Raw genomic sequence first — 20,578 nt, forward strand, 5'->3', positions numbered from 1 at the left:
CCGGGTGCCGACCCTCGCCCACCTGGTCGCCGAGGTGGTCGCGGTCGCAGCCCTCCTCGCGCTCCTCGTCACGGCCTACCGGCACCCCTCCGGACGGGTGGAGGCGGCGGTCTCGGTGCTCGCGGCCGGGGCGGCCCTCGCCACCGGCCTGGTCTCCCTCGACCACGCCGGCGACGCCGTCCGTCAGCTCGCGCCGGTGGTCGCCTTCCTCGCCACGATCCTGGTGGTCTCCGACGTCTGCGCCCGAGCGGGGCTCTTCGCGGCGGCAGGGCGCCTGCTGCGCCCGGGACCCGGCCGGCCCCACGCCCCGCGGCGGCTCTTCACCGCCGCCTTCCTGGTCGCGGCCGCCGTCACGGCGGTGCTGAGCCTCGACGCCACCGTCGTGCTGCTCACCCCGGTCGTCGTCGGCGCCGCGGTCGCAGCCGGCACCTCGACCGGCCCGGGCGCCTACGCGTGCCTGCGCATGGCCAACTCCGCCTCGCTGCTGCTGCCGGTCTCCAACCTCACCAACCTCCTGGCCACGCCGCACCTCGACCTGACCTTCGCCGGGTTCGCCGTCACGATGGCGCCCGTGCTGGTGGCGGTCCTGGCCGTCGAGTACGTCGTCCTCCGGTTCGTCTTCCGCCGCGAGCTCGGCGCGCCGCCGGCCGACCGCGGCGACGTGGCGACGCCCGCCGTGGAGCCGGTGCCTGTGGCGGTGGTGGCGCTGATGCTGGTCGGCTTCGCGGCGACCTCGCCGCTGGGCGTGGAGCCGTTCGTGGTCTCGACCGCAGCGGCGCTCGTGCTCGTCGGCTGGGCCCGTCACCGTCGGCTGTTGGTCGCGCGCGACGTCGTCGGCGCCGCCCACCCGGGCTTCGCCTGCTTCGTGCTCGCGCTGGGCGTGGTGGTCGCAGCGATCTCGGAGGGCTTCCTGGGCGACCTCGTGGAGCGGGTGCTGCCGGGCTCGACGGCGCTGGGGGCCCTCGCCCTGATCGCCCTGCTGGCCACGGTGCTCGCCAACCTGCTGACGAACCTGTCGGCCACGCTGCTGCTCGTCCCGCTCCTGGCGCCGCTCGGCGACACGGCCGTGCTCGCCGCCCTGCTCGGCCTCAACATCGGCGCCGGGCTCACCTACAGCGGCTCGTTGGCCAACCTGCTCTGGGCGCGTCACCTCGGCAGGTACGGCGAAAGGCCCGGCCTGGGCCGCTTCCACCTGGTGTCGTTCGTGGTGACGCCGCTCAGCCTCGCCGCCGCAGTCACGGCCCTTTGGCTGGTCACCTAGCCGCACCTGCGGCAGACTGGCCGCGTGAGCACCTACCGAGTTGCGGAGGCCGCCGAGATCCTCGGTGTCAGCGACGACACCCTGCGACGCTGGGTGGACGCCGGCCGCGTCGCCGCCTCCACCGCCGACGGCCGCGCCGTCATCGCCGGCACCGACCTCGCGGTCCTCGCCGAGTCGCTCGCCGACTCCCGCGACCCCGACCCTGCCCGCGCCTCCGCCGTCAGCGCCCGCAACCGGCTCACCGGCATCGTCGTCCGGGTCAAGAAGGACGCCGTCATGGCGCAGGTCGACCTGATCTGCGGGCCCTACCGGATCGTCTCGCTGATGAGCTCCGAGGCGGCCGACGACCTCGGGCTCGAGCCGGGCGTGCGCGCCGTCGCCTCGGTGAAGTCCACCAACGTCGTCGTGGAGCGTCCCTGATGAAGCCCCTTCCCCTCCTGTTGACCCTCGCCCTCCTGCTCCCGCTCGCCGCCTGCGGCGACGACGACGAGGGGGGTGACGGGGGCACGACGATCACCGTGCTCGCCGCTGCCTCGCTCACCGAGACCTTCACCGCCCTGGCCGACGAGTTCGAGGCCGACCACGACGGCGTCACGGTCAGGCTGGCCTTCGACTCCTCGGCCACCCTCGCCGAGCAGGCGGTCGGGGGCGCCCCCGCCGACGTGCTGGCCACGGCCGACACCAAGACCATGACCAGCGCCACCGACGTCCTGGCCGCCGACCCGGAGGTCTTCGCGACCAACACGATGGTGCTCGTCACCCCCGCCGACAACCCGGCGGGCGTCACCTCCTATGACGACCTCGCGGCCGGCGACGTCACCTACGTGGTCTGCGTCGAGACCGCGCCCTGCGGCAAGGTCGCGGCCGCCCTCCGCACGAGCACCGGGCTGGACGCCGAGCCGGCCAGCCTCGAGGTCGACGTCAAGGCGGTGCTGGCCAAGGTCGTCAGCGGGGAGGCCGACGCCGGCCTGGTCTACGCCTCCGACGCGGTGGCCGCCGGCGCGGACGTGAGGACGTTCGAGATCCCGGGCGCCGACGCGCAGGTCACGACGTACCCGATCGCGCCGCTCGAGCAGTCGCAGGACGCCGACCTCGCTCAGGAGTTCGTCGACCTGGTGCTCTCCGACGCAGGGCAGCAGGTGCTCGAGGACGCGGGCTTCGGGGCGCCGTGACGGCTCGTCGGACCGACACGCTGGGGCGCCCACCCCTGGTCCTCCTCGTCCCCGCCGGCCTCGCCGCGGCGCTGCTGGTGCTGCCGTTGGTGAGCCTGGTCCTCGACACCCCCTGGGCGACGTTCCTCGACCGCCTCGGCAGCCGCGAGGTCGGCGAGGCGCTGCGGCTCACGGCGGTGGCCTCGGGCGCGACGGTGGTGGCCTGCCTGGTGCTCGGCACCCCGCTGGCCTGGCTGCTCGCTCGCGTCGACTTCCGTGGGCGAGCGGTGCTGCGGGCCGCGGTGACGGTCCCGTTGGTGCTGCCGCCGGTCGTCGCCGGCGTCGCCCTGGTCACGGCCATGGGCCGCACCGGCCTGCTGGGGCCGCTGCTGCGCGAGGGGGGCGTCTCACTGCCCTACACGACGCCGGCCGTGGTCATCGCGCACACGTTCGTCTCGATGCCGTTCTACGTCCTGTCCGTCGAGGGCGCGATGCGCAGCGCGGGCGAGCGCTACGACGTCGTCGCGGCCACGCTCGGGGCCTCGCGCTGGACGATGTTCCGCCGCGTGACGCTGCCGCTGGCCATGCCGGGCGTCCTGGCCGGCGCGGTCCTGGCCTGGGCCCGCTCGCTCGGGGAGTTCGGGGCCACCATCACCTTCGCCGGCAACTACCCGGGCACCACCCAGACCATGCCCTCGCTGATCTACACCACGCTGCAGGGCGACCCCGAGGTGGCGCGCACGCTGAGCATGATCCTGCTCGTCGCCTCGGTCGCCATCCTCGCCGCGCTCCGCAACCGATGGCTGACCACGCCGTGAGCGGCCTCGACGCGCGCGTCCACGTCGCCGGGCGGCTCGACGCGACGGTCACCGCCGAGCCCGGCCAGGTCGTCGCCGTGATCGGACCCAACGGCGCCGGCAAGACGACGCTCCTGCGCGCGCTGGCCGGGCTCACCGGGCTGTCCGGCTCGGTGACGGTCGCGGGCGACAGCTGGACCGAGCCGCCGCGGCTCGTGCGCGACCGCCAGGTCGGCTACGTCTTCCAGGACCAGTCGCTGTTCCCCCACCTCACGGCGCTGGCCAACGTCGCCTTCGGGCCCCGCGCCCGCGGCATCCGCCGCCGCGACGCCGACGCGACGGCCCAGGCCTGGCTCGACCGACTGGGTGTGGGCGAGCTGTCGGGCCGGCGGCCGGGCGAGCTGTCGGGCGGCCAGGCGCAGCGGGTGGCGATCGCCCGGGCGCTGGCGACCGAGCCCGCCCTGCTGCTGCTCGACGAGCCGTTCGCCGGCCTGGACGTCGGCGTGGCCACCGCGCTGAGGATCGAGCTGGCCCGCCACCTCGCCGACTACCCCGGCGTGGCGCTGCTGGTCACGCACGACGCGATCGACGCCCTGACGCTGGCGGACCGGGTGGTGGTCCTGGACGGCGGCCGGGTGGCGCAGGAGGGCACCCCCCAGGAGGTCGCGGCCCGGCCGCGCACCGACCACGTGGCGCGCCTCGTCGGGCTCAACGTGCTGCGCGAGGGCGACGTCCTGCGCTCGTTCAGCCCCCGCGCGGTGACGGTCTCGCTGCACCGGCCGGAGGGGTCGGCGCGGCACCGGTGGCGCGGGGTCGTCCTCAGCGCGGCGCCGCACGGGGACGCCGTACGCCTGCTGGTCTCCGGTGAGCACGAGCTGCTCGCCGACGTCACCCCGGCGGCCGCCGGCGAGCTCGGGCTGGCACCGGGCCGCGAAGTGTGGCTCTCGGTCAAGGAGACCGCCGTGCAGGCCTACGCCGCGACCTGAGACGACCTCGAGGTCACCGTTACGATGCCGACCATGGACCCCTCGCTCGACGTCGCGCCCCAGACCCCCGACCGCAACCTGGCGCTCGAGCTGGTGCGGGTGACCGAGGCGGCCGCCATGGCGGCGGGGCGCTGGGTGGGCCGCGGCGACAAGAACGGCGCCGACGCGGTGGCCGTCAACGCCATGCGCGTGATGATCTCGACCATCGGCATGAACGGCACCGTCGTCATCGGCGAGGGCGAGAAGGACAACGCCCCGATGCTCTACAACGGCGAGCAGGTCGGCGACGGCACCGGCCCCGACTGCGACGTCGCGGTCGACCCGATCGACGGCACCACGCTGACCGCCAAGGGCATGGCCAACGCGGTCGCCGTGCTGGCGGTCTCCCCGCGCGGCTCGATGTACGACCCGTCCGCGGTCTTCTACATGGACAAGCTGGCCACCGGTCCCGAGGCGGCCGACGTCGTCGACATCCGCTACCCCGTGGCGGAGAACATCCACCAGGTCGCCAAGGCCAAGGGCGGCAAGGCCGAGGACGTCACCGTGGTGCTGCTCGACCGCCCGCGCCACGCGGCGCTGGCCGAGGAGATCCGCGCCACGGGCGCGCGCATCAAGTTCATCGTCGACGGCGACGTCGCCGGCGCGATCTCCGCGGCCCGGCCCGACAGCGGTGTCGACCTGCTGCTCGGCGTCGGCGGCACCCCCGAGGCGATCATCACGGCGTGCGCCATGAAGTGCATGGGCGGGGTGATCCAGGGCCAGCTCTGGCCGCAGGACGACGCGGAGCGGCAGCGCGCCCTGGACGCCGGGCACGACCTCGACCCGGACTTCGTGCTGTCCACCGACGACCTGGTGACCGGCGACGACTGCTTCTTCGTCGCCACCGGCATCACCGACGGCGACCTGATGCGCGGCGTGCGCTACGCCAAGGGCGGCGCGACGACCCACTCGCTGGTCATGCGCTCGCGCAGCGGCACGATCCGCTCGATCACCTCCGAGCACCGCCTGCAGAAGCTACGCAGTTACTCCGCGATCGACTTCGACCACTGACGCCACCGCCTGGCGGCGCAGCGACGCCACCACGTGGTCGATGACGCGCGGGTCGACCGCCATGCCGAGGTGGGAGGCGGTCACCTCGACGCCCCACGCCTCGGTGGGCACGCACGCGCGCCAGTCGACGATGCCGTCGCGCTTGGAGTAGACCGCGGTGAAGCCCACGCCCACGGGCAGCGGCAGCCGGGTCTCGTCGAAGCTCTGGCGCGCGCAGCCGCCGGCCACGCAGTCCGCGGCCATGAGCCCGGGGACCCCCGCACGGCTGAGCCGCACCAGCAGGTCGACGCTCACGGTCAGGACCCGGTGGTGGGCCGCCGGGGCGAGCATCGGGCTGCCGAGCGTGACGATGCCGGACACGAGGTCCGGGCGGCGTACGGCGATGCCGCGCGCGAGCATCCCGCCCAGGCTGTGGCCCACGAGCTGGACCCGGGTGCCGCGGCGGATCACGATCGACTCCAGCCGCTCCTCGAGCTGGGCCGCTGCGTCGAGCGTGCACCCGACGTTGGCGCGGATGTGCGAGCGGTAGGTCCGGAAACCCTGTGCCCGCAGGTGTCTGGACATCAGCGTGAGCGACGCGTCGCCGGCCATGAAGCCCGGCACCAGCACGACCGGGTCGGCGGCCCGCGGCAGCAGCCGGCCCGTGTACGGCGTGCTCCGGCGCGTACGGCGGTCGCCGGCCGAGCGCAGCGCGTAGCGGACGGCCTCGGTGAGCACGCTGCCCTCGCGGATGACCGCGGAGACGGCCGGGCGCGCGAACCCCTCGGGCAGCAGGAAGGACGCCAGGGTCGGGGTGCTCACCCCCGGACGGTACGCGCAGCAGGGCCCGGGGCGAGGGAGTTCCGGCCCGGTCGAGCGCGCCGGTCACCGGGTGCGAGATGATCCCGGCATGACCACCGGTCCCCGCCAGACGCCCGACGTCGCCGTGTCCGAGGAGCTCTTCGCGCCTGTGGCCAAAGGGGTGGAGCTCTGCTACCAGACCTTCGGCGACCCCGACGACGAGCCGCTGCTGCTGGTGATGGGGCTCGGCGGGCCCATGACCTGGTGGGACCCGCAGCTGTGCCGGCTGCTGGCGGCGCGCGGGTTCTACGTGATCCGCTACGACAACCGCGACACCGGCCGGTCGAGCCGCGTCGGCGCCCGGGTCGGCCGGACGGCGCTCGTGCGCGCGTTCGCGGGCGGGCGCACCCGACCGCCGTACACGCTCGACGACCTGGCCGAGGACGCCTTGGGCCTCCTCGACCATCTCGGGCTGGAGTCGGCCCACATCGTCGGGGTGTCCATGGGCGGGATGATCGTGCAGACGATGGCGATCGCCCAGCCCAAGCGCGTGCGCAGCCTGACCAGCATCATGTCGACGACCGGCAAGCGCACGGTCGGCTGGCAGCACCCGGCGCTGCTGCCCTCGCTCCTCGCCAACCGCGGCGCCGGCCGGGAGGCCTACGTCAAGGCCAGTGCCGCGCTGTGGAAGCTGATCGGCTCACCTGGCTTCCCCCAGACCGACGAGCAGGTGGCCGCGCGCGCCGAGGAGACTTACGACCGCGGCGTCTCGCCCGAGGGCGTGGTGCGCCAGATGCTCGCGATCCTCCACCAGCCCAACCGCGGCCCGCGCCTGAGGTCGGTCACGGTGCCGACCCTGGTGGTGCACGGGCTCGCCGACAAGATGGTCCACGTCTCCGGCGGCCGCGCCACCGCCGCGGCCGTGCCCGGCGCCGAGCTGCTGCTCATCGAGGGCATGGGTCACGACATGCCCGAGCCGCTCTTCGAGACCTTCGCCGCCGGCATCCGTCGTACGGCGGACCGGGCGCGGGCGCGCGGATAAGAGCCTGTCGGAGACCTGGCCCATCGGGGTACCGGTGTGACGGTGGACATTCTGGTCCGATAGGACTAGACGTGTGACCCACACCACTATCCGGGAGGGACAGATGGCGCACGACTCGGGAGGACCTCCGGCTCGCCGGTGGAAGAAGCGCAGGAGCGGAGGCACCCGCGGCATCGCCGCGGTCGGTGTGGCCGTGCTGGCCACGAGCCTGTTGGCGGCGTGTTCGGGAGACTCCGGAAAGCCCACGCTCAACTGGTACGTCAACCCCGACGGGGTGGAGACGCTGACCAAGCTGGCGGAGCAGTGCAGCACCGACGACTACGACATCGAGATCCAGCTGCTGCCCTCCGGTGCCACGGACCAGCGCACCCAGCTGGCGCGGCGCCTGGCCGCCAAGGACTCCTCCACCGACCTGATGAGCCTCGACCCGGTCTTCGTGGCGGAGTTCGCCAACGCCAACTGGCTCGAGGAGCTCCCGAAGGACGCCGCAGGGACCGCCACCGACGAGGACGTGCTCGAGGGCGCGGCCGACACGGTCAAGTGGGACGAGGGCGTCTACGCCTTCCCGCAGTGGGCCAACACCCAGGTCCTCTGGTACCGCAAGTCGCTCGCCGAGGCCGCTGGCCTCGACATGACCAAGCCCGTCACCTGGGACCAGGTCATCGAGGCGGCGGCCGACAACAAGGGCACGGTCGGGGTCCAGGCCAACAAGTACGAGGCCTACGTCGTGTGGATCAACGCCCTCATCCAGGGCGCCGGCGGCGACATCATCAGCGACAACGAGAAGGGCAAGGACGCCTCGGTCGACATCGACTCCGACGCCGGCCGCGCCGCCGCCTCGGTGATCCAGAAGCTGGCCGGCTCCGCTGCCGCCCAGCCCGACCTGACGACGTCCAACGAGGGCACCAGCCTCGGGCTGATGTACCCCGCCGAAGGCGCGGGCGAGTTCATGACGAACTGGACGTTCGTCTACAAGAACTACGAGGGTCTCGTCGAGCCCGGCACCATCACCAAGGAGGACTTCGAGGACCTCGGCTGGGCCCGCTACCCGGCCACCGTCGAGGGCGAGGCCTCCAAGCCCCCCATCGGCGGCATCGACATCGGCGTCGGCGCGTTCTCCGAGAACACCGACTTCGCCCTCGAGGCCGCGGAGTGCGTCACGACCACCGAGGCCCAGGTGGCGCTCGCGGTCGAGTCCGGGCTGATGCCCGCGCGCAACTCGGCCTACGACGCCCCGGAGCTCAAGGAGGCCTACCCGGCCGACCTGCTGGAGCTCTTCAGCCAGAGCGTCGACGAGGGCGGGCCGCGACCCAAGAGCTCCTACTACGCCACGATCTCCGCGGCGATCCAGAGCGTCTGGCACTCCCCCAAGTCGGTCGACCCTGACCGCACCCCGGAGGAGTCCGCGAAGTTCCTCAAGGACGTCCTCGAAGGGAAGGCCCTGCTGTGAGCACCTACACCGCCACGGCGGGCGAGAAGGCCCGACCGGACACCACGACGCCGCCCGACAGCAACCGCGCCAAGGCCGAGAACGCGCTCGGCCGGAGGCTCGTGCTGCCGGCGATCATCGTGATGCTCATCGTCACGGCGTTCCCGATGCTGCGGGCGCTCTACCTGTCGCTGTACAACTACTCGCTCACGGCGCCGGAGGACAAGGAGTTCGTCGGGCTGAGCAACTATGTCACCGCACTGAGCGACCCGCTCTTCTGGCGCGACACCGGGGTGACCGTCCTCTACATGGTCGTCACGGTCGCGATCGAGCTGGTCATCGGCTTCATCTTCGCGATGGTGATGCACCGCGTGATCTTCGCGCGCGGCGTCATCCGCACCTCGATCCTGATCCCCTACGGCATCATCACTGTGGTCTCGGGCTTCGCGTGGCAGTTCGCGTTCAGCTACCAGAACGGCTTCATCAACTCCTGGATCCCCGGGATGGATCTCCAGTTCAACTGGTTCGGGGAGACCACGCCCGCCGTGATCGCGATCATGGTGTCCGAGATCTGGAAGACGACGCCGTTCATGTCGCTGCTCCTGCTGGCCGGGCTGGCCCAGGTGTCGGAGGACATGATCGAGGCCGCCAAGGTCGACGGCGCCACCTGGTGGCAGCGACTGTGGAAGGTGATCCTGCCCAACATGCGGGCCGCGATCATGGTGGCGGTGCTCTTCCGCGCGCTCGACGCCTACCGGATCTTCGACAACATCGCGGTCATGACCGCCGGTGCGGTCAAGACCGAGTCGATCTCGTTCCTGACCTACCGCCAGACCATCGAGCAGTTCCAGCTCGGGATCGGCTCCGCCCTGTCGGTGCTGCTGTTCCTGTCGGTGCTGCTGATCGCGTGGCTGATCGTCAAGCTGTTCCGGGTCGACCTCGCCGCGGCGCGGCAGGAGGGATGAGGACATGAGGAAGCTCGGAACCGCAGTCGGCTGCGTGCTGATCCTGCTCTGGTGCCTGCTGCCGGTCGCGTGGATCATCTCGCTGTCGTTCAAGTCCCAGGCCGCGATCACCAACGGCAGCCCCGGCTTCTTCCCCGCGGACGGGGCGGGCGCCGGCTGGCAGAACTACAAGGACGTCCTCGACAACCCGCAGTTCCGTCGGGCGATCGTCAACTCCATCGGCATCAGCCTGATCGCCACGCTGCTCTCGGTGATCATCGCGACGCTGGCGGCGTACGCCATCGCCCGCCTGGAGTTCAAGGGCAAGAAGTTCGTGCTCACGATGGCGCTGGCCATCGCGATGTTCCCCGTGGTGTCGCTGGTCGGGCCGCTGTTCGACATGTGGCGCACGATCGGCCTCTACGACACCTGGCCCGGCCTGATCATCCCCTACATGTCCTTCACGCTGCCGCTGGCGATCTGGACGCTCTCGGCGTTCTTCCGGGAGATCCCGTGGGAGCTCGAGCAGGCGGCCCAGGTCGACGGCGCCACCTCGTGGCAGGCGTTCCGCAAGGTGATCGTGCCGCTCGCGGCGCCGGGCGTCTTCACGGCCGCGATCCTGACGTTCTTCTTCGCGTGGAACGACTTCGTGTTCGGGATCTCGCTCACCTCGACGGAGAGCGCGCGGCCGATCCCGGCGGCGCTGTCCTTCTTCGTGGGGGCCGACCCATTCAACCGGCCGGCGTCGCTGCTGGCCGCGGGAGCCGTCGTCTCGACGATCCCGATCATCATCATCGTCCTGATTTTCCAGCGCAAGATCGTCGCCGGCCTGACCTCCGGCGCAGTGAAGGGTTGAGCTCATGGCTGCCATCGACATGAAGAACATCGTCAAGAAGTACGGCGACGGGTTCCCCGCGGTCAACGACGTCAGCATCGACGTCGCCGACGGGGAGTTCATGATCCTGGTCGGACCGTCCGGCTGCGGGAAGTCCACGCTGCTGCGGATGATCGTGGGGCTCGAGGACATCACCTCGGGCGACATGATGATCGGGGACCGCAAGGTCAACGACCTGGCCCCCAAGGAGCGCAACCTGGCCATGGTGTTCCAGAACTACGCGCTCTACCCGCACCTGACGGTCTACGAGAACATCGCCTTCCCGCTGCGCCTCGCCAAGGAGGACAACAAGACCGTCGACGAGAAGGTGCGCGCGGCGTCCAAGACCCTGGAGCTCGACGAGCACCTGGACCGCAAGCCGGCCAACCTCTCCGGTGGCCAGCGCCAGCGGGTCGCGATGGGACGCGCGATCGTCCGCGACGCCGACGCCTTCCTCTTCGACGAGCCGCTGTCCAACCTGGACGCCAAGCTCCGCGGCCAGATGCGCAGCGAGATCGCGCGGCTGCAGAAGAAGCTCGGCATCACCACGGTCTACGTCACCCACGACCAGACCGAGGCGATGACGCTGGGCGACCGCGTGGCGGTGCTCAAGCGCGGGATCCTGCAGCAGCTGGCCTCGCCGCGCGAGCTCTACACCAACCCCGGCAACCTGTTCGTCGCCGGCTTCATCGGCTCCCCGCCGATGAACTTCCTGCCGGCGACGGTCGAGGGGACCACCGTCGAGCTGCCGTTCGGCAAGGTGGAGATCCCGGCCGACAAGGCCGCCAAGGTGGCCGGCCGGGGCCTGCTGATCGCCGGCATCCGGCCCGAGGCGTTCGAGGACGCCTCGGTCGTCGACCAGACCCGCAAGGGCTCGACGTTCCGCGCCAAGATCGACCAGGTGGAGTGGCTGGGCAACACCGCCTACGCCTACATCCCCTTCGAGGCGCCGCCCGAGGTGCTCGAGCAGCTGCAGCAGCTCGAGCGCGACCTGGACGGCGAGACGCTGCGCACCCAGCTGGTCGTCTCGCTCGACGGCTCCAGCAAGGTCGCCGAGGACGACGACGCCGAGATCTGGGTCGACACCTCGCAGATGCACCTGTTCGACCCGGCCACCGGTGAGAACCTCACCATCGACCTCGAGCGCGCCGGCCGCGTGCCGGCCCTGGAGCAGGGCCACGACCCCGCCGAGCAGGTCCAGGCCGAGCACGAGGTCGCCGACCGGCAGACCGCCGCCGCGGAGTCCGCCGAGGGCTGATCGTCTGCTCGTCTGCTCGTCTGCTCGTCTGCTCGTCTGCTCGTCTGCTCGTCTGCTCGTACGCGGAGCCCGGTCGCCCCCTGGGGTGGCCGGGCTCCGGTGCGTCTCGGGGTCGTTGACTTCGGCGGGTCTGGAGTCCGTGAGTTTCACCGGGTACCCGGTGAAACTCACGCTTCCGGTACGAAACTTCGTACGGGAAGCACCAGTTTCATGACGGCGCTGGGACGCGTGTGACTCCAGGGGTCAGCACCAATCGCTCCTCAGCCCGACCGTCGCGTCACCCCGGGCCGAGCCATGATTCGCCGCAGGCGCTGCACCAGCAGGTCCGGCCGCTCGAAGTCGCTCCAGATGGGTCTGATCACGCGGAAGCCGGTGAGCTCACGGATCCGGTCCTCGCGGACCTTCTCGGCGAAGACTGCGTCCGCCGCCGACTGGCCGGGCTTGAGCAGGCGGCCGTACTTGACCTTGCCGTCGAACTCGGCCATCACGCCCAGCTCCGGCCAGACGGCGTCGACCGTACCCACCAGGTCATCGCCGTCCCAGACCTCGTACTGGAGGACCGGCCGTGGCAGTCCCGCCCTCCAGACGAGGTAGAGGAACCGGCTCTCTCCGACGGACTCCGCTCCGCCGTCCGCCAGCCGGAGCACGAGCCGCACCGCCAACATGCGCGGCGACCGCTGCAGCTCGACGTACCGCGCCTCGAGCTCCTCGGTCGTGGTCAGACCCTCGTGCAGGTACCAGTTGGCCAGCACGAGTCCAGCCTCCGTGCTCAGCAGGTTGCAGCTGTCGAGGACGGTGCGAGTCGGCGTGGTGTGCCAACCGTCAGCGTCGCGACTGAGGTCGGACACTCGCAACGACCCCTCGTGGTGGACGATGCCGGCGCGTCGGCGACCTCCGCCGGCGAGGTGGGTGAGGTGCACCTCCCTGAGGTCGTGGCCCCAGTCGGGGGCACCGTCCGCCATCGCCTGGGAGGTGTGGGACACGGCTACGTGCCCGTCGTACAGCGCTTGGACCGCGCGAGTCAGCACCCGGTGGCGCTCCCGCCGGGACAGGGCGGCCCACTCGGCTCGGGGTGCGTAGACACCTTGACGGATGCGCACGAGCTCCCCGAACCGCACCATGCGCGCCAGCGCGTTGTCGTCGATCCCCAGCGCGATCGCATCCCGCCTCAGCAGAAAGCCGCGCGTCCCGCTCGTACTCCCCAGCTCGATCACCATGGGTACGACGGTGCCCGCTTCGCCTCGCGGCCGCATCTGCCTGGCAGACACCTGTGGATACAGCCGTGAAGGGCCTGTCCCACCAGCCCCACTACCCGACCGAAACTCATGCCTCCGGCACGAAGCTTCATACAGGAAGCGTGAGTTTCACCGGGTACCCGGTGAATCTCACCGCTCGCGCGCCCCTCAGTGGGGGCGGGTGGGACGGGGGTCGGGGCGTGGCTTGCGCTCGACGTTGACGCCGCCCCAGAAGGCGAAGCCCTGGATGCGCACGGTCGGGGAGTCGGCGTCGAGCTCGGCGTCGACCAGGCCGGAGGGGGCGGAGTAGCCGCCCATGATGCCGGTGCCCTCGACGACGACGTGGACGTGCGGGCCGACGATGATGGTGGCGCCGCCCATGATCGCGTTGACGGTGATGACGACCTCCTTCGCGGCGTACGTCGCCTGGCGCAGGTCGAGGTTGGCGCCGCCCATGAAGCAGGTGATCGTGAGCTGCTCGGGCACCCTCCACACGCCGGAGCGGTCGAGCCCGCTCATGAGGGCGAGGTGTCGCTCCTCGCGCTGGCCGCCGGGGGTCACGAGCGAGGCGGACGTCCCGGTCGCGGGCGCCCTCACTGCGTCGCGGTGGGCCGGCAGGTCCGCGGTGATCGGGACCAGGTCGGCGTAGGTCTTGGCGGCGTAGGCCGCCTCGAGGCGCTCGTCGAGCTCCCCGAGGTCGATGCGGCCGTCGCCGGCGGCGTCGCGCAGGAGCTCGGCGACCTGGTGACGCTCGGCGTCGGAGATGCGCAGCCGGCTCGGGTCATCACCGCTGCGCTCGACCTCGCCCGTCATGACCGCATGCTACGACGCGACCACGAGCACCGGCGAGGCCGCGATCTCGAGGCGCACCCGGGCGCCGACGACCAGGTCGGCGGCGGCGCTGCTGGCGAGCTGGGCGACGACCAGCGTGCCGTCGTCGAGCTGGACGGTGGCGCGGGTGACCGGGCCCAGGAAGCCCACGGAGACGACGTGCCCGTGGCCGGCGGCGTCGGGGGTGACCGACACCGACTCCGGGCGCACGAGCGCGAGACCGGTGCCGGTCGCGGAGCCCGGCAGCACCGGCACGCTGGCGCCGAGCACCTCGGCGCGCTCGCCCGAGACGCTCGCGGGGATCCGGTTGCTGAGCCCCACGAACTCGCCCACGAACGGCGTGGCCGGCGCGGAGTAGAGCTCCGCCGGCGGCGCGATCTGGTCGAGCCGGCCGGCGTTCATGACGCCGACGCGGTCGGCGATGGCCAGCGCCTCCTCCTGGTCGTGGGTGACGAAGAGGGTGGTGGTGCCGACGTCGAGCTGCACGCGGCGGATCTCGTCGCGCAGCTGCACGCGGACCTTCGCGTCCAGCGCCGAGAGGGGCTCGTCCAGGAGGAGCACGGCCGGCTCGATCGCGAGGGCGCGCGCCAGCGCGACCCGCTGCTGCTGGCCGCCCGAGAGCTGGTTGGCGTAGCGGTCCTTCTGCGTGCCGAGGCCCACCAGGTCGAGCATGTCGCCGGCCCGGCTGCGGCGCTCGGTGCGCGAGCGACCGCGCAGCTTGAGCCCGAAGGCCACGTTGTCGAGCACGGTGAGGTGCGGGAAGAGGCTGTAGGCCTGGAAGACCATGCCCATGTCGCGCTTGTTGGCCGGCACCCGGGTGAGGTCCTTGCCGCCGACGCTGATCGTGCCGGCGTCCTGGCGCTCGAGCCCGGCCAGGATCCGCAGGGCCGTGGTCTTGCCGCAGCCCGACGGACCGAGCAGGACGACCATCTCGCCGGGCGCCAGGCTCAGGTCCAGCCCGTCCAGCGCGTGCACGTCGCCGTAGGAGCGGCGCAGGCCGCTCATCTCGACGGCGAGGCCGTCGACGGCGCGGGTGGCCTGGGTGGCGGTGTCGGACATCTACTTCCCTCCGGGGTGGCGACGACGACGGTCGAGGAACGACAGCATCATCAGCAGCAGTGCGGCGAACAGCAGCGAGGCGAGCGCCGCTGCCATGGACTCGGGCGCGTTGGCCTTGCTGATCGCCACGATGACGACCGGCAGCGTCTCGTAGTTGGTCAGCGACGAGACGGTGTACTCCCCCAGCACCAGGGCGATCGCGATGAACGCGCCACCGAGGACCCCGGGCCAGATGTTGGGCAGGATCACGCGCGTGATGACGGTGAACCAGCCGGCCCCGAGCGAGCGCGCCGCCTCGGAGAGGGTCGTCGCGTCCAGCGAGCCGAGCGCCGAGTCGATCGCGCGGTAGGAGTAGGGCAGCACCAGCACGACGTAGACGAACGTCAGCGTCAGCGGAGAGTCGCCGACGAGGTAGTCGACCCAGGCGTAGACGTTGTCCATGCCCACGACGATCACCAGGGCCGGGATCGTCAGCGGGAGCAGGCACAGGAACTCGACGAGGCGCGTGGCGCGCGGCACCCGGAGCTTGACCCAGATCATCGTCGGCACCAGCAGCACGACCATGCCGACGACCGTGAGGGCGGCGAGCAGCAACGAGGTCGTGATGGCCTCGGTCATCGTCGGGTCCTCGACGAGCGCCTGCCAGGCGGCACCGGTGCGCTCGCCGGTGCGGGTGTCGCGGGTGCTGAAGTTGAGCAGTGCCACGAGCGGCACCAGGAAGAAGAGCGCGAACGCCGCCAGCAGGAGCCAGCGGCTGACGCGCCACACCATGGCCCCCATCACAGCCACCGCGACGTGCGCTTGAGGAGCCAGGCGTAGAGCCCCATCACCAGGGCGACGACCACGATCATCTCCAGCGCGAGCGCGTAGGCGAAGTTGGCCTGGCCCAGCACGATCTCGCTCGTGAGCGAGTTGCGGATGAGCAGCGGCGTGATCGGGGCGCCCTGGCTGACCAGGGCGGCGGCGGTGGCGTAGGCCGCGAACGCGTTGGCGAAGAGCAGCAGCGCCGAGCCCAGGAAGGCCGGACGCAGCAGGGGGAACGCCACCTGCGTCCAGTACTGCCAGGTCGTCGCGCCGAGGTTGACGGCCGCCTCGCGCCACTGCGGGCGCAGCCCCTCCAGGGCCGGGAGGAACACGATGACCATGAGCGGGATCTGGAAGTAGGTGTAGACCAGCACCAGGCCCGGCATCTCGTAGAGCCAGGAGGAGCCGTTGGGGTCGGCGCCCACGGAGTCGGCGAGCAGGTTCGTGAGCAGCCCGCCGAAGCCGAGGGTGGCCATCCAGGCGAACGCCAGGGTCACGCCGCCGAACTGCGCGAGCACGCCGCACACCGCGGTGACGGTACGACGCACGATGCTGGTGGGCGGTGCGGTGACGACGAGGTAGGCCAGCAGCGCGCCGAGCACGGCGCCCACGACGGCCGAGCTGAGCGAGAGCACCAGGCTCTGGCGCAGCGCCTTGAGAGGAGTCTCCTCGCCGAGGAGCCGGATCTTCTCGAGCGAGAACCCGCCCTCGTCGGCCTGGAACGCGCCGATGCACACGGTGACCGTGGGCACGACGAGGAAGATGCCGACGAAGGCGAGGAAGGGCAGCAGCCCGACGGACGGGCCGATCCCGAAGGACCGGCCCGTCCGTCGTGGCGCCGCGGCGGCCGGGGCGGGCCCGGCGAGCGGTGCGGTCTCCGACACGCTCAGCCGACGGCCTTGGCCCAGTTGTCGGCGAGGTAGGCCGCCATCGACTCGGTCTGCTCGTTGGTCGGGATGACCGGGGTGCCGGTCACCTCGGGCAGGGCCTCGTAGAGCTCCTGGTCGATCGAGCCGGCCTCGACCATGGCGTCGGCCCGCACGGGACGGGCGCCGCCCTTGAGCCAGAGGTTCTGGCCCTCGTCGCTGTAGAGGAACTCCTGCCACAGCCGCGCCGCGGCCGGGTGCGGCGCGTCGGCGTTGATGGCCTGGAAGTAGTAGCCCGCGATGGGCGCCTCCTCCGGCACGAACACCTTCCAGCCGTCGACCTTGGAGCTCTCGGCGGCGTTGAGGTAGTCCCAGTCCACGACGACGGGCGTCTGGCCGGACTCGATCGTGGCCGACGTCGGGTCGACAGGCAGGAAGTTGCCGGCGTCCTTGAGGTCCTTGAAGTAGTCGACGCCGGGCTTGATGTCGTCGGCCGAGCCGCCGTTGGCGACCGAGGCCATGACGACGCCGCTGAAGGCCGCGCCGGCGGCGGTCGGGTCGCCGTTGAGGGCGACCTTGCCCTTGAAGTCGGGGCCGAGCAGGTCCTCCAGCGAGGTCACGTCGGGGACCTTGGTGGAGTCGTAGCCGACGGACATGTAGCCGCCGTAGTCGTTGACCCACGTGCCGTCGGCGTCCTTGAACTCCGCCGGGATGTCGTCGAACGTCTCCACCTGGTACGGCGCGAACAGGTCGGTGTTGGCGAGCGCGACGGACTGGCCGAGGTCGAACACGTCGGGGGCGCGGTCGGTGCCCTTGAGCTGCTCGGCGGCGTTGATCTCGTCCTGGCTGGCCGCGTCGGGCTGCGCGGAGTTGATCTTGATGTCGTACTTGTCCTGGAACGCCGTGATGATCTCGCCGTAGTTGGCCCAGTCGGGCGGCAGGGCGATGACGTTGAGCTCGCCCTCGTCCTCCGCAGCGGCGACGAGGTCGTCCATCGACCCGAAGTCGTCGAGCGAGGTCGCCGTGGCGGCGTCGGCCGAGGCTCCGGAGTCCTTCGAGTCGTCCTCCGGCGGGGCACAGGCGGCCAGGGCGGAGGTCGAGAGGAGCGCCACCAGGCACACCAGCGAGGTCTTGGGCTTCAACAGTTCTCCTTGATCCGTGCGCGTGAGGTCGCGCGTCGACCTCACCCTCCCAGGTGGGTCTACGTGGACCGTACCTCCTCGCGACCGCGAAGGGACCCCGCGATGAACGTTGGGCGCGCACGGGGCACCACTAGCCTGGCGACGTGCGCCGACCCGTGACCACCCTGCTGGCCTGCCTGCCGGTCTGCCTCGCGCTGGCCGCGTGCACCGGGTCGGAGGACGAGCCGGGTCCCCCGTCGGCACCCCCGCAGGCTGCCGCCGCCTGGGAGCAGGTCGCCCTGCCGCTGCCCGACGGGCCGGCCGGCCGCATCGCGGTCCGCGAGTCCGTCGAGTGCGACGGCACCTGGTGGCTCGTCGGCGGCGTGTTCGTGGGCGACGGCAGCATCCCGGCGGGCTGGCGCAGCGACGACGACGGCCGCACCTGGACGTCGCTGCGGTTCGAGGCGCGCGGCTACTGGGCCGAGCGGGCGGTCATGTCGTCGGTCGCCTGCCGCGGCGACCGCGTCGTGATGGTCGGCGCCAAGTCCGGCGGCGCCCACGGCAACCCGCGGGTGACGACGTGGTTCCAGCGCCCCGACGGGGTCTTCACCGACGTCGTCGCGCCGTTCTCCCTCTACGGCGGCGACCAGGCCGTCAGCGTCGAGCGCGTCGCGGCCGGCCCGGGGTCCTGGCTCATCGCGGGCAACCGCACAGCCGGCGCCGCGGTGTGGGTGTCGACGGACGAGCGCACTTTCGAGCTCGTCGACGACGACCCTGCGCTCATCCGCGACGAGGCGCTCGACACCCTCGCGATCGCCGAGGTCCACGACGGGACCGCCTGGACCGTGGTCGGCAGCGGCCAGGTCGAGGGGCGCGTCAACCGGATCCCGATGGCGTGGGTCTCGCGCGACGGGCGCACGTGGGAGCGCCAGGAGGTCCCGACCTCCGACGGCTTCACCGACCTCGAGCGCGTGGCCCGCACCGACGACGGGCTGCTGGCCGTGGGGCTGCGCGACGGCCGCTTCGGCACGTGGCGGCGCGAGGGCGCCACCTGGACGGCGGCCGAGTCGTTCGGACGCCTCGACCCCGACGGCCAGGCGTTCACGGGCGCCGCGAGCCTCACCACCGATGGCGACCGCGCGCTCGCGGCGGTGAGCGACGGCACGGCGTACGCGCTGTGGGGGCGGCTGCGCGGCGAGGACTGGCAGCAGGTCGAGATCCCGGTCAGCCCGACCGCGGCCGGCGAGCACGTGCTCTCGGTGACGGCGACCGACGAGACGGTCCTGCTCGTCGGCGACGACGGCGAGGCCGGCCGCGTCTGGCGCGCCGCCTGGCCGGAGTAGCGACCGGCCTACCGCACCGCCGCGCGGCAGCGCGCCGGAGCGCAGTCCTCGAGCCGGCGCAGGCGCCGCATGAGGTCGCGCGCGTAGGGCTCGTCGTGGTCCTCGGCGAAGACGTTGGTGTCCTCCCAGGGGCGGTCGTAGCGGTAGAGCTCGTAGGCGTAGTCGGTCCCGGTCCACGAGGGGTCGAGGTCGAGGCGCACCAGCAGCCCCTCCTCCCCGCGGACGGCGAGGTAGGAGGGGATGAGGTCGATGGTCCCGCCCGAGCCGCGGTCGGCGTCGACCTCGCCGGGCTGGACCATCGCGTAGGTGTGCTCGAAGAACGCGTAGTGCGCGCCCGGGGCGTCGGGGTCGCCGAGGGAGTCGGCGAAGGACCGGCCCGAGCGGTAGCGCGGGGTGCGCACCCCGGCCAGCTCCTCGAACGTCGGCGCCAGGTCGATGTTGTTGACGAACTGGTGGCGCGTGCCCGGCACGACGCCCGGGCCGACGACCACGAGCGGGACCCGGCTGTCGGAGTCGTAGGGCGCGCCCTTGCCGCCGTTGAGCTGGTGCTGGCCGAGGTGGAAGCCGTTGTCGGAGGTGAGGAAGACGTAGGCGTCGGGTCCGGCGGCCTCGCGGACCTGCTTGATCATGCGGTCCACCGACTGCACCATGCGCGCCCGGTCGCGGTAGTAGGTCAGCGCCTCCTTGTCGCTCAGCGTGAGCTCGTTGGTGCGCCACGGCGGCGCCGGCGCGGTCCTGCCGCCGGGGAGCAGGTAGGTCGGGGCGTTGTCCGCGCGCGGGTCGTCGTAGCCGACCAGGTCGCCGAGCGTGAGGTCACCGCAGGGGCGGGTGCCGCAGTTGCCGCCCGTCGGGTCGCCCGCGGGCGCGCGGTCGCGGAAGGCCGAGGGGAACTGCGGGCTGTCGGGGTAGGCCTTCTCGATCTGGCCGTGCGGCGCGTAGCTCGCGACCTCCAGGAAGTACGGCGCGACGCCGGCGCGCTGCTCCTCGAGGAACTTCACCGCCCTGCGGGCGGTGACGTGGCCGGCGTAGGCGCGGTCGAGCCGCGCCACCGAGGACGAGCGCGGCGGCTTGGGGTGCTCGCGCAGCTGCACCCTCCCGTCCTCGTCGAGGAACGTGCTCTGGAAGCCCCAGCCGCTGTAGGCCGAGCCGAGCAGCGCCTCCCAGTCGGTCCACCCCGGCACCCTCGGCGGCGGGCGGAGCGCGCCGTCGACCACCCCACCGTCGTAGCGGTTGAGGAACTTGCCCACGAAGCCGGTGTGGTAGCCCGAGTCCTGGAGCGTGACGCTGAACTGGCGCCTGCCGTTGCCGTGGGCCGCGAACGCCTCGTAGCCGCCGATCGGGTGGGCCCCGTCGTTGGGGGTGTTGGTCAGGACCCCGGTCTGGTGCGGCATCTGACCCGTCATGATCGAGGCCCGCGAGGGGCAGCACAGCGAGTCGACGACGAACGCGTTGTCGTAGGTCGCGCCCTCCGCGACCATCCGCTGGGCCTCGGGCATGGTGTCGAGCAGCTCGAGGGAGAAGTCGTCCATGAGGATCAGGACGATGTCGGGCCGGCCCGGCGGTGCGACCGGCACGACCGACGGGCTCGCCGGCGCGGGCGGGGCGGTGGGCGAGGGACTGTCACGGGGTGCGGCGTCGGCAGGACGCGCGGCGCGGGCGTCGCGGTCGGTCACCTCGCCGACGGCGAGCATGCTCGTCACCGCCAGCGCGAGCAGCGCCACGGCCCCTGCCACCCGCCTGAGCATCG

General features: G+C 72.0%; 20 protein-coding genes. 12 read left to right on the forward strand and 8 right to left on the reverse strand.

The features are described from left to right. Positions 1-4 precede the first annotated feature (4 nt). From E4622_RS08055 to glpX, 6 genes are read left to right on the forward strand one after another with little or no spacing between them, the layout of a single operon-like run. Entirely contained in the window at positions 5-1,261 is a 1,257-nt protein-coding gene (locus E4622_RS08055) for an SLC13 family permease (RefSeq protein WP_209021842.1), read from the forward strand. A gap of 24 nt (positions 1,262-1,285) precedes the next feature. Further along, entirely contained in the window at positions 1,286-1,681 is a 396-nt protein-coding gene (locus E4622_RS08060) for a helix-turn-helix transcriptional regulator (RefSeq protein WP_134739692.1), read from the forward strand. Beyond that, entirely contained in the window at positions 1,681-2,433 is a 753-nt protein-coding gene (gene modA, locus E4622_RS08065; protein ID WP_134739694.1) for a molybdate ABC transporter substrate-binding protein, read from the forward strand. Before E4622_RS08060 ends, modA begins: the two co-directional genes overlap by 1 nt. Then, on the forward strand, positions 2,430-3,230 hold the full coding sequence (locus E4622_RS08070) for an ABC transporter permease (RefSeq protein ID WP_134739696.1): 801 nt from the start codon (positions 2,430-2,432) through the stop codon (positions 3,228-3,230). The genes modA and E4622_RS08070 overlap by 4 nt, the downstream gene beginning before the upstream one ends. Further along, on the forward strand, positions 3,212-4,195 hold the full coding sequence (locus E4622_RS08075) for an ABC transporter ATP-binding protein (RefSeq protein WP_134739698.1): 984 nt from the start codon (positions 3,212-3,214) through the stop codon (positions 4,193-4,195). The genes E4622_RS08070 and E4622_RS08075 overlap by 19 nt, the downstream gene beginning before the upstream one ends. 33 nt (positions 4,196-4,228) lie before the next feature. Next, the gene (gene glpX / locus E4622_RS08080) at positions 4,229-5,245 is read left to right on the forward strand and encodes a class II fructose-bisphosphatase (protein WP_134739700.1); all 1,017 of its coding nucleotides are present in this window, start codon (positions 4,229-4,231) and stop codon (positions 5,243-5,245) included. On the opposite strand, the gene E4622_RS08085 is transcribed toward glpX, so the two are convergent. Then, entirely contained in the window at positions 5,210-6,046 is an 837-nt protein-coding gene (locus E4622_RS08085) for an alpha/beta fold hydrolase (protein WP_134739702.1), read from the reverse strand. The two genes, glpX and E4622_RS08085, sit on opposite strands and share 36 nt — an antisense overlap. 88 nt (positions 6,047-6,134) lie before the next feature. Here E4622_RS08085 and E4622_RS08090 point away from each other — a divergent pair, with 88 nt between their 5' ends. The 5 genes from E4622_RS08090 to ugpC all read left to right on the forward strand — a co-directional run bounded on the left by E4622_RS08090 (position 6,135) and on the right by ugpC (position 11,572). Continuing rightward, positions 6,135-7,067: an alpha/beta fold hydrolase gene (locus E4622_RS08090; protein ID WP_134739704.1), complete on the forward strand. Its 933-nt coding sequence runs from the start codon at positions 6,135-6,137 to the stop codon at positions 7,065-7,067. 73 nt (positions 7,068-7,140) lie between these two features. Next, positions 7,141-8,517 carry an extracellular solute-binding protein gene (locus E4622_RS08095; protein ID WP_134739706.1) on the forward strand — a complete coding sequence of 459 codons (1,377 nt, stop codon included), beginning with the start codon at positions 7,141-7,143 and terminating at the stop codon, positions 8,515-8,517. Next, on the forward strand, positions 8,514-9,461 hold the full coding sequence (locus E4622_RS08100; protein WP_245155943.1) for a sugar ABC transporter permease: 948 nt from the start codon (positions 8,514-8,516) through the stop codon (positions 9,459-9,461). Before E4622_RS08095 ends, E4622_RS08100 begins: the two co-directional genes overlap by 4 nt. 4 nt (positions 9,462-9,465) lie before the next feature. Further along, a complete protein-coding gene (locus E4622_RS08105; RefSeq protein ID WP_134739708.1) occupies positions 9,466-10,296 on the forward strand; it encodes a carbohydrate ABC transporter permease in 831 nt (276 codons plus the stop codon). A gap of 4 nt (positions 10,297-10,300) precedes the next feature. Next, positions 10,301-11,572, forward strand: a complete 1,272-nt coding sequence (ugpC, locus tag E4622_RS08110) for a sn-glycerol-3-phosphate ABC transporter ATP-binding protein UgpC (RefSeq protein WP_134739709.1) — start codon at positions 10,301-10,303, stop codon at positions 11,570-11,572. Between the two features lie 260 nt (positions 11,573-11,832). Here the strand turns inward: ugpC and E4622_RS08115 are convergent, their stop codons facing one another. The 6 genes from E4622_RS08115 to E4622_RS08140 form a co-directional block, all read right to left on the reverse strand. Continuing rightward, positions 11,833-12,789, reverse strand: a complete 957-nt coding sequence (locus tag E4622_RS08115) for a type IV toxin-antitoxin system AbiEi family antitoxin domain-containing protein (protein WP_167736015.1) — start codon at positions 12,787-12,789, stop codon at positions 11,833-11,835. A gap of 186 nt (positions 12,790-12,975) precedes the next feature. After that, entirely contained in the window at positions 12,976-13,620 is a 645-nt protein-coding gene (locus E4622_RS08120; protein ID WP_134739713.1) for a DUF1707 domain-containing protein, read from the reverse strand. Positions 13,621-13,629: 9 nt separating this feature from the next. Then, entirely contained in the window at positions 13,630-14,697 is a 1,068-nt protein-coding gene (locus tag E4622_RS08125) for an ABC transporter ATP-binding protein (protein WP_134739715.1), read from the reverse strand. Beyond that, the gene (locus E4622_RS08130) at positions 14,698-15,468 is read right to left on the reverse strand and encodes an ABC transporter permease subunit (protein ID WP_134739718.1); all 771 of its coding nucleotides are present in this window, start codon (positions 15,466-15,468) and stop codon (positions 14,698-14,700) included. 8 nt (positions 15,469-15,476) lie between these two features. Then, the gene (locus tag E4622_RS08135) at positions 15,477-16,385 is read right to left on the reverse strand and encodes an ABC transporter permease subunit (protein ID WP_245155944.1); all 909 of its coding nucleotides are present in this window, start codon (positions 16,383-16,385) and stop codon (positions 15,477-15,479) included. A gap of 2 nt (positions 16,386-16,387) precedes the next feature. Then, positions 16,388-17,509: an ABC transporter substrate-binding protein gene (locus E4622_RS08140; RefSeq protein WP_245155945.1), complete on the reverse strand. Its 1,122-nt coding sequence runs from the start codon at positions 17,507-17,509 to the stop codon at positions 16,388-16,390. Between the two features lie 143 nt (positions 17,510-17,652). On the opposite strand from E4622_RS08140, the gene E4622_RS08145 reads away from it, so the two are divergent. Further along, positions 17,653-18,831: a hypothetical protein gene (locus E4622_RS08145; protein ID WP_134739720.1), complete on the forward strand. Its 1,179-nt coding sequence runs from the start codon at positions 17,653-17,655 to the stop codon at positions 18,829-18,831. Between the two features lie 8 nt (positions 18,832-18,839). On the opposite strand, the gene E4622_RS08150 is transcribed toward E4622_RS08145, so the two are convergent. After that, positions 18,840-20,576 carry a sulfatase-like hydrolase/transferase gene (locus E4622_RS08150; RefSeq protein ID WP_134739722.1) on the reverse strand — a complete coding sequence of 579 codons (1,737 nt, stop codon included), beginning with the start codon at positions 20,574-20,576 and terminating at the stop codon, positions 18,840-18,842. Positions 20,577-20,578 lie beyond the last annotated feature (2 nt).

It is taken from the genome of Nocardioides sp. 503 (genome assembly GCF_004522095.1).
Lineage (GTDB): Bacteria > Actinomycetota > Actinomycetes > Propionibacteriales > Nocardioidaceae > Nocardioides.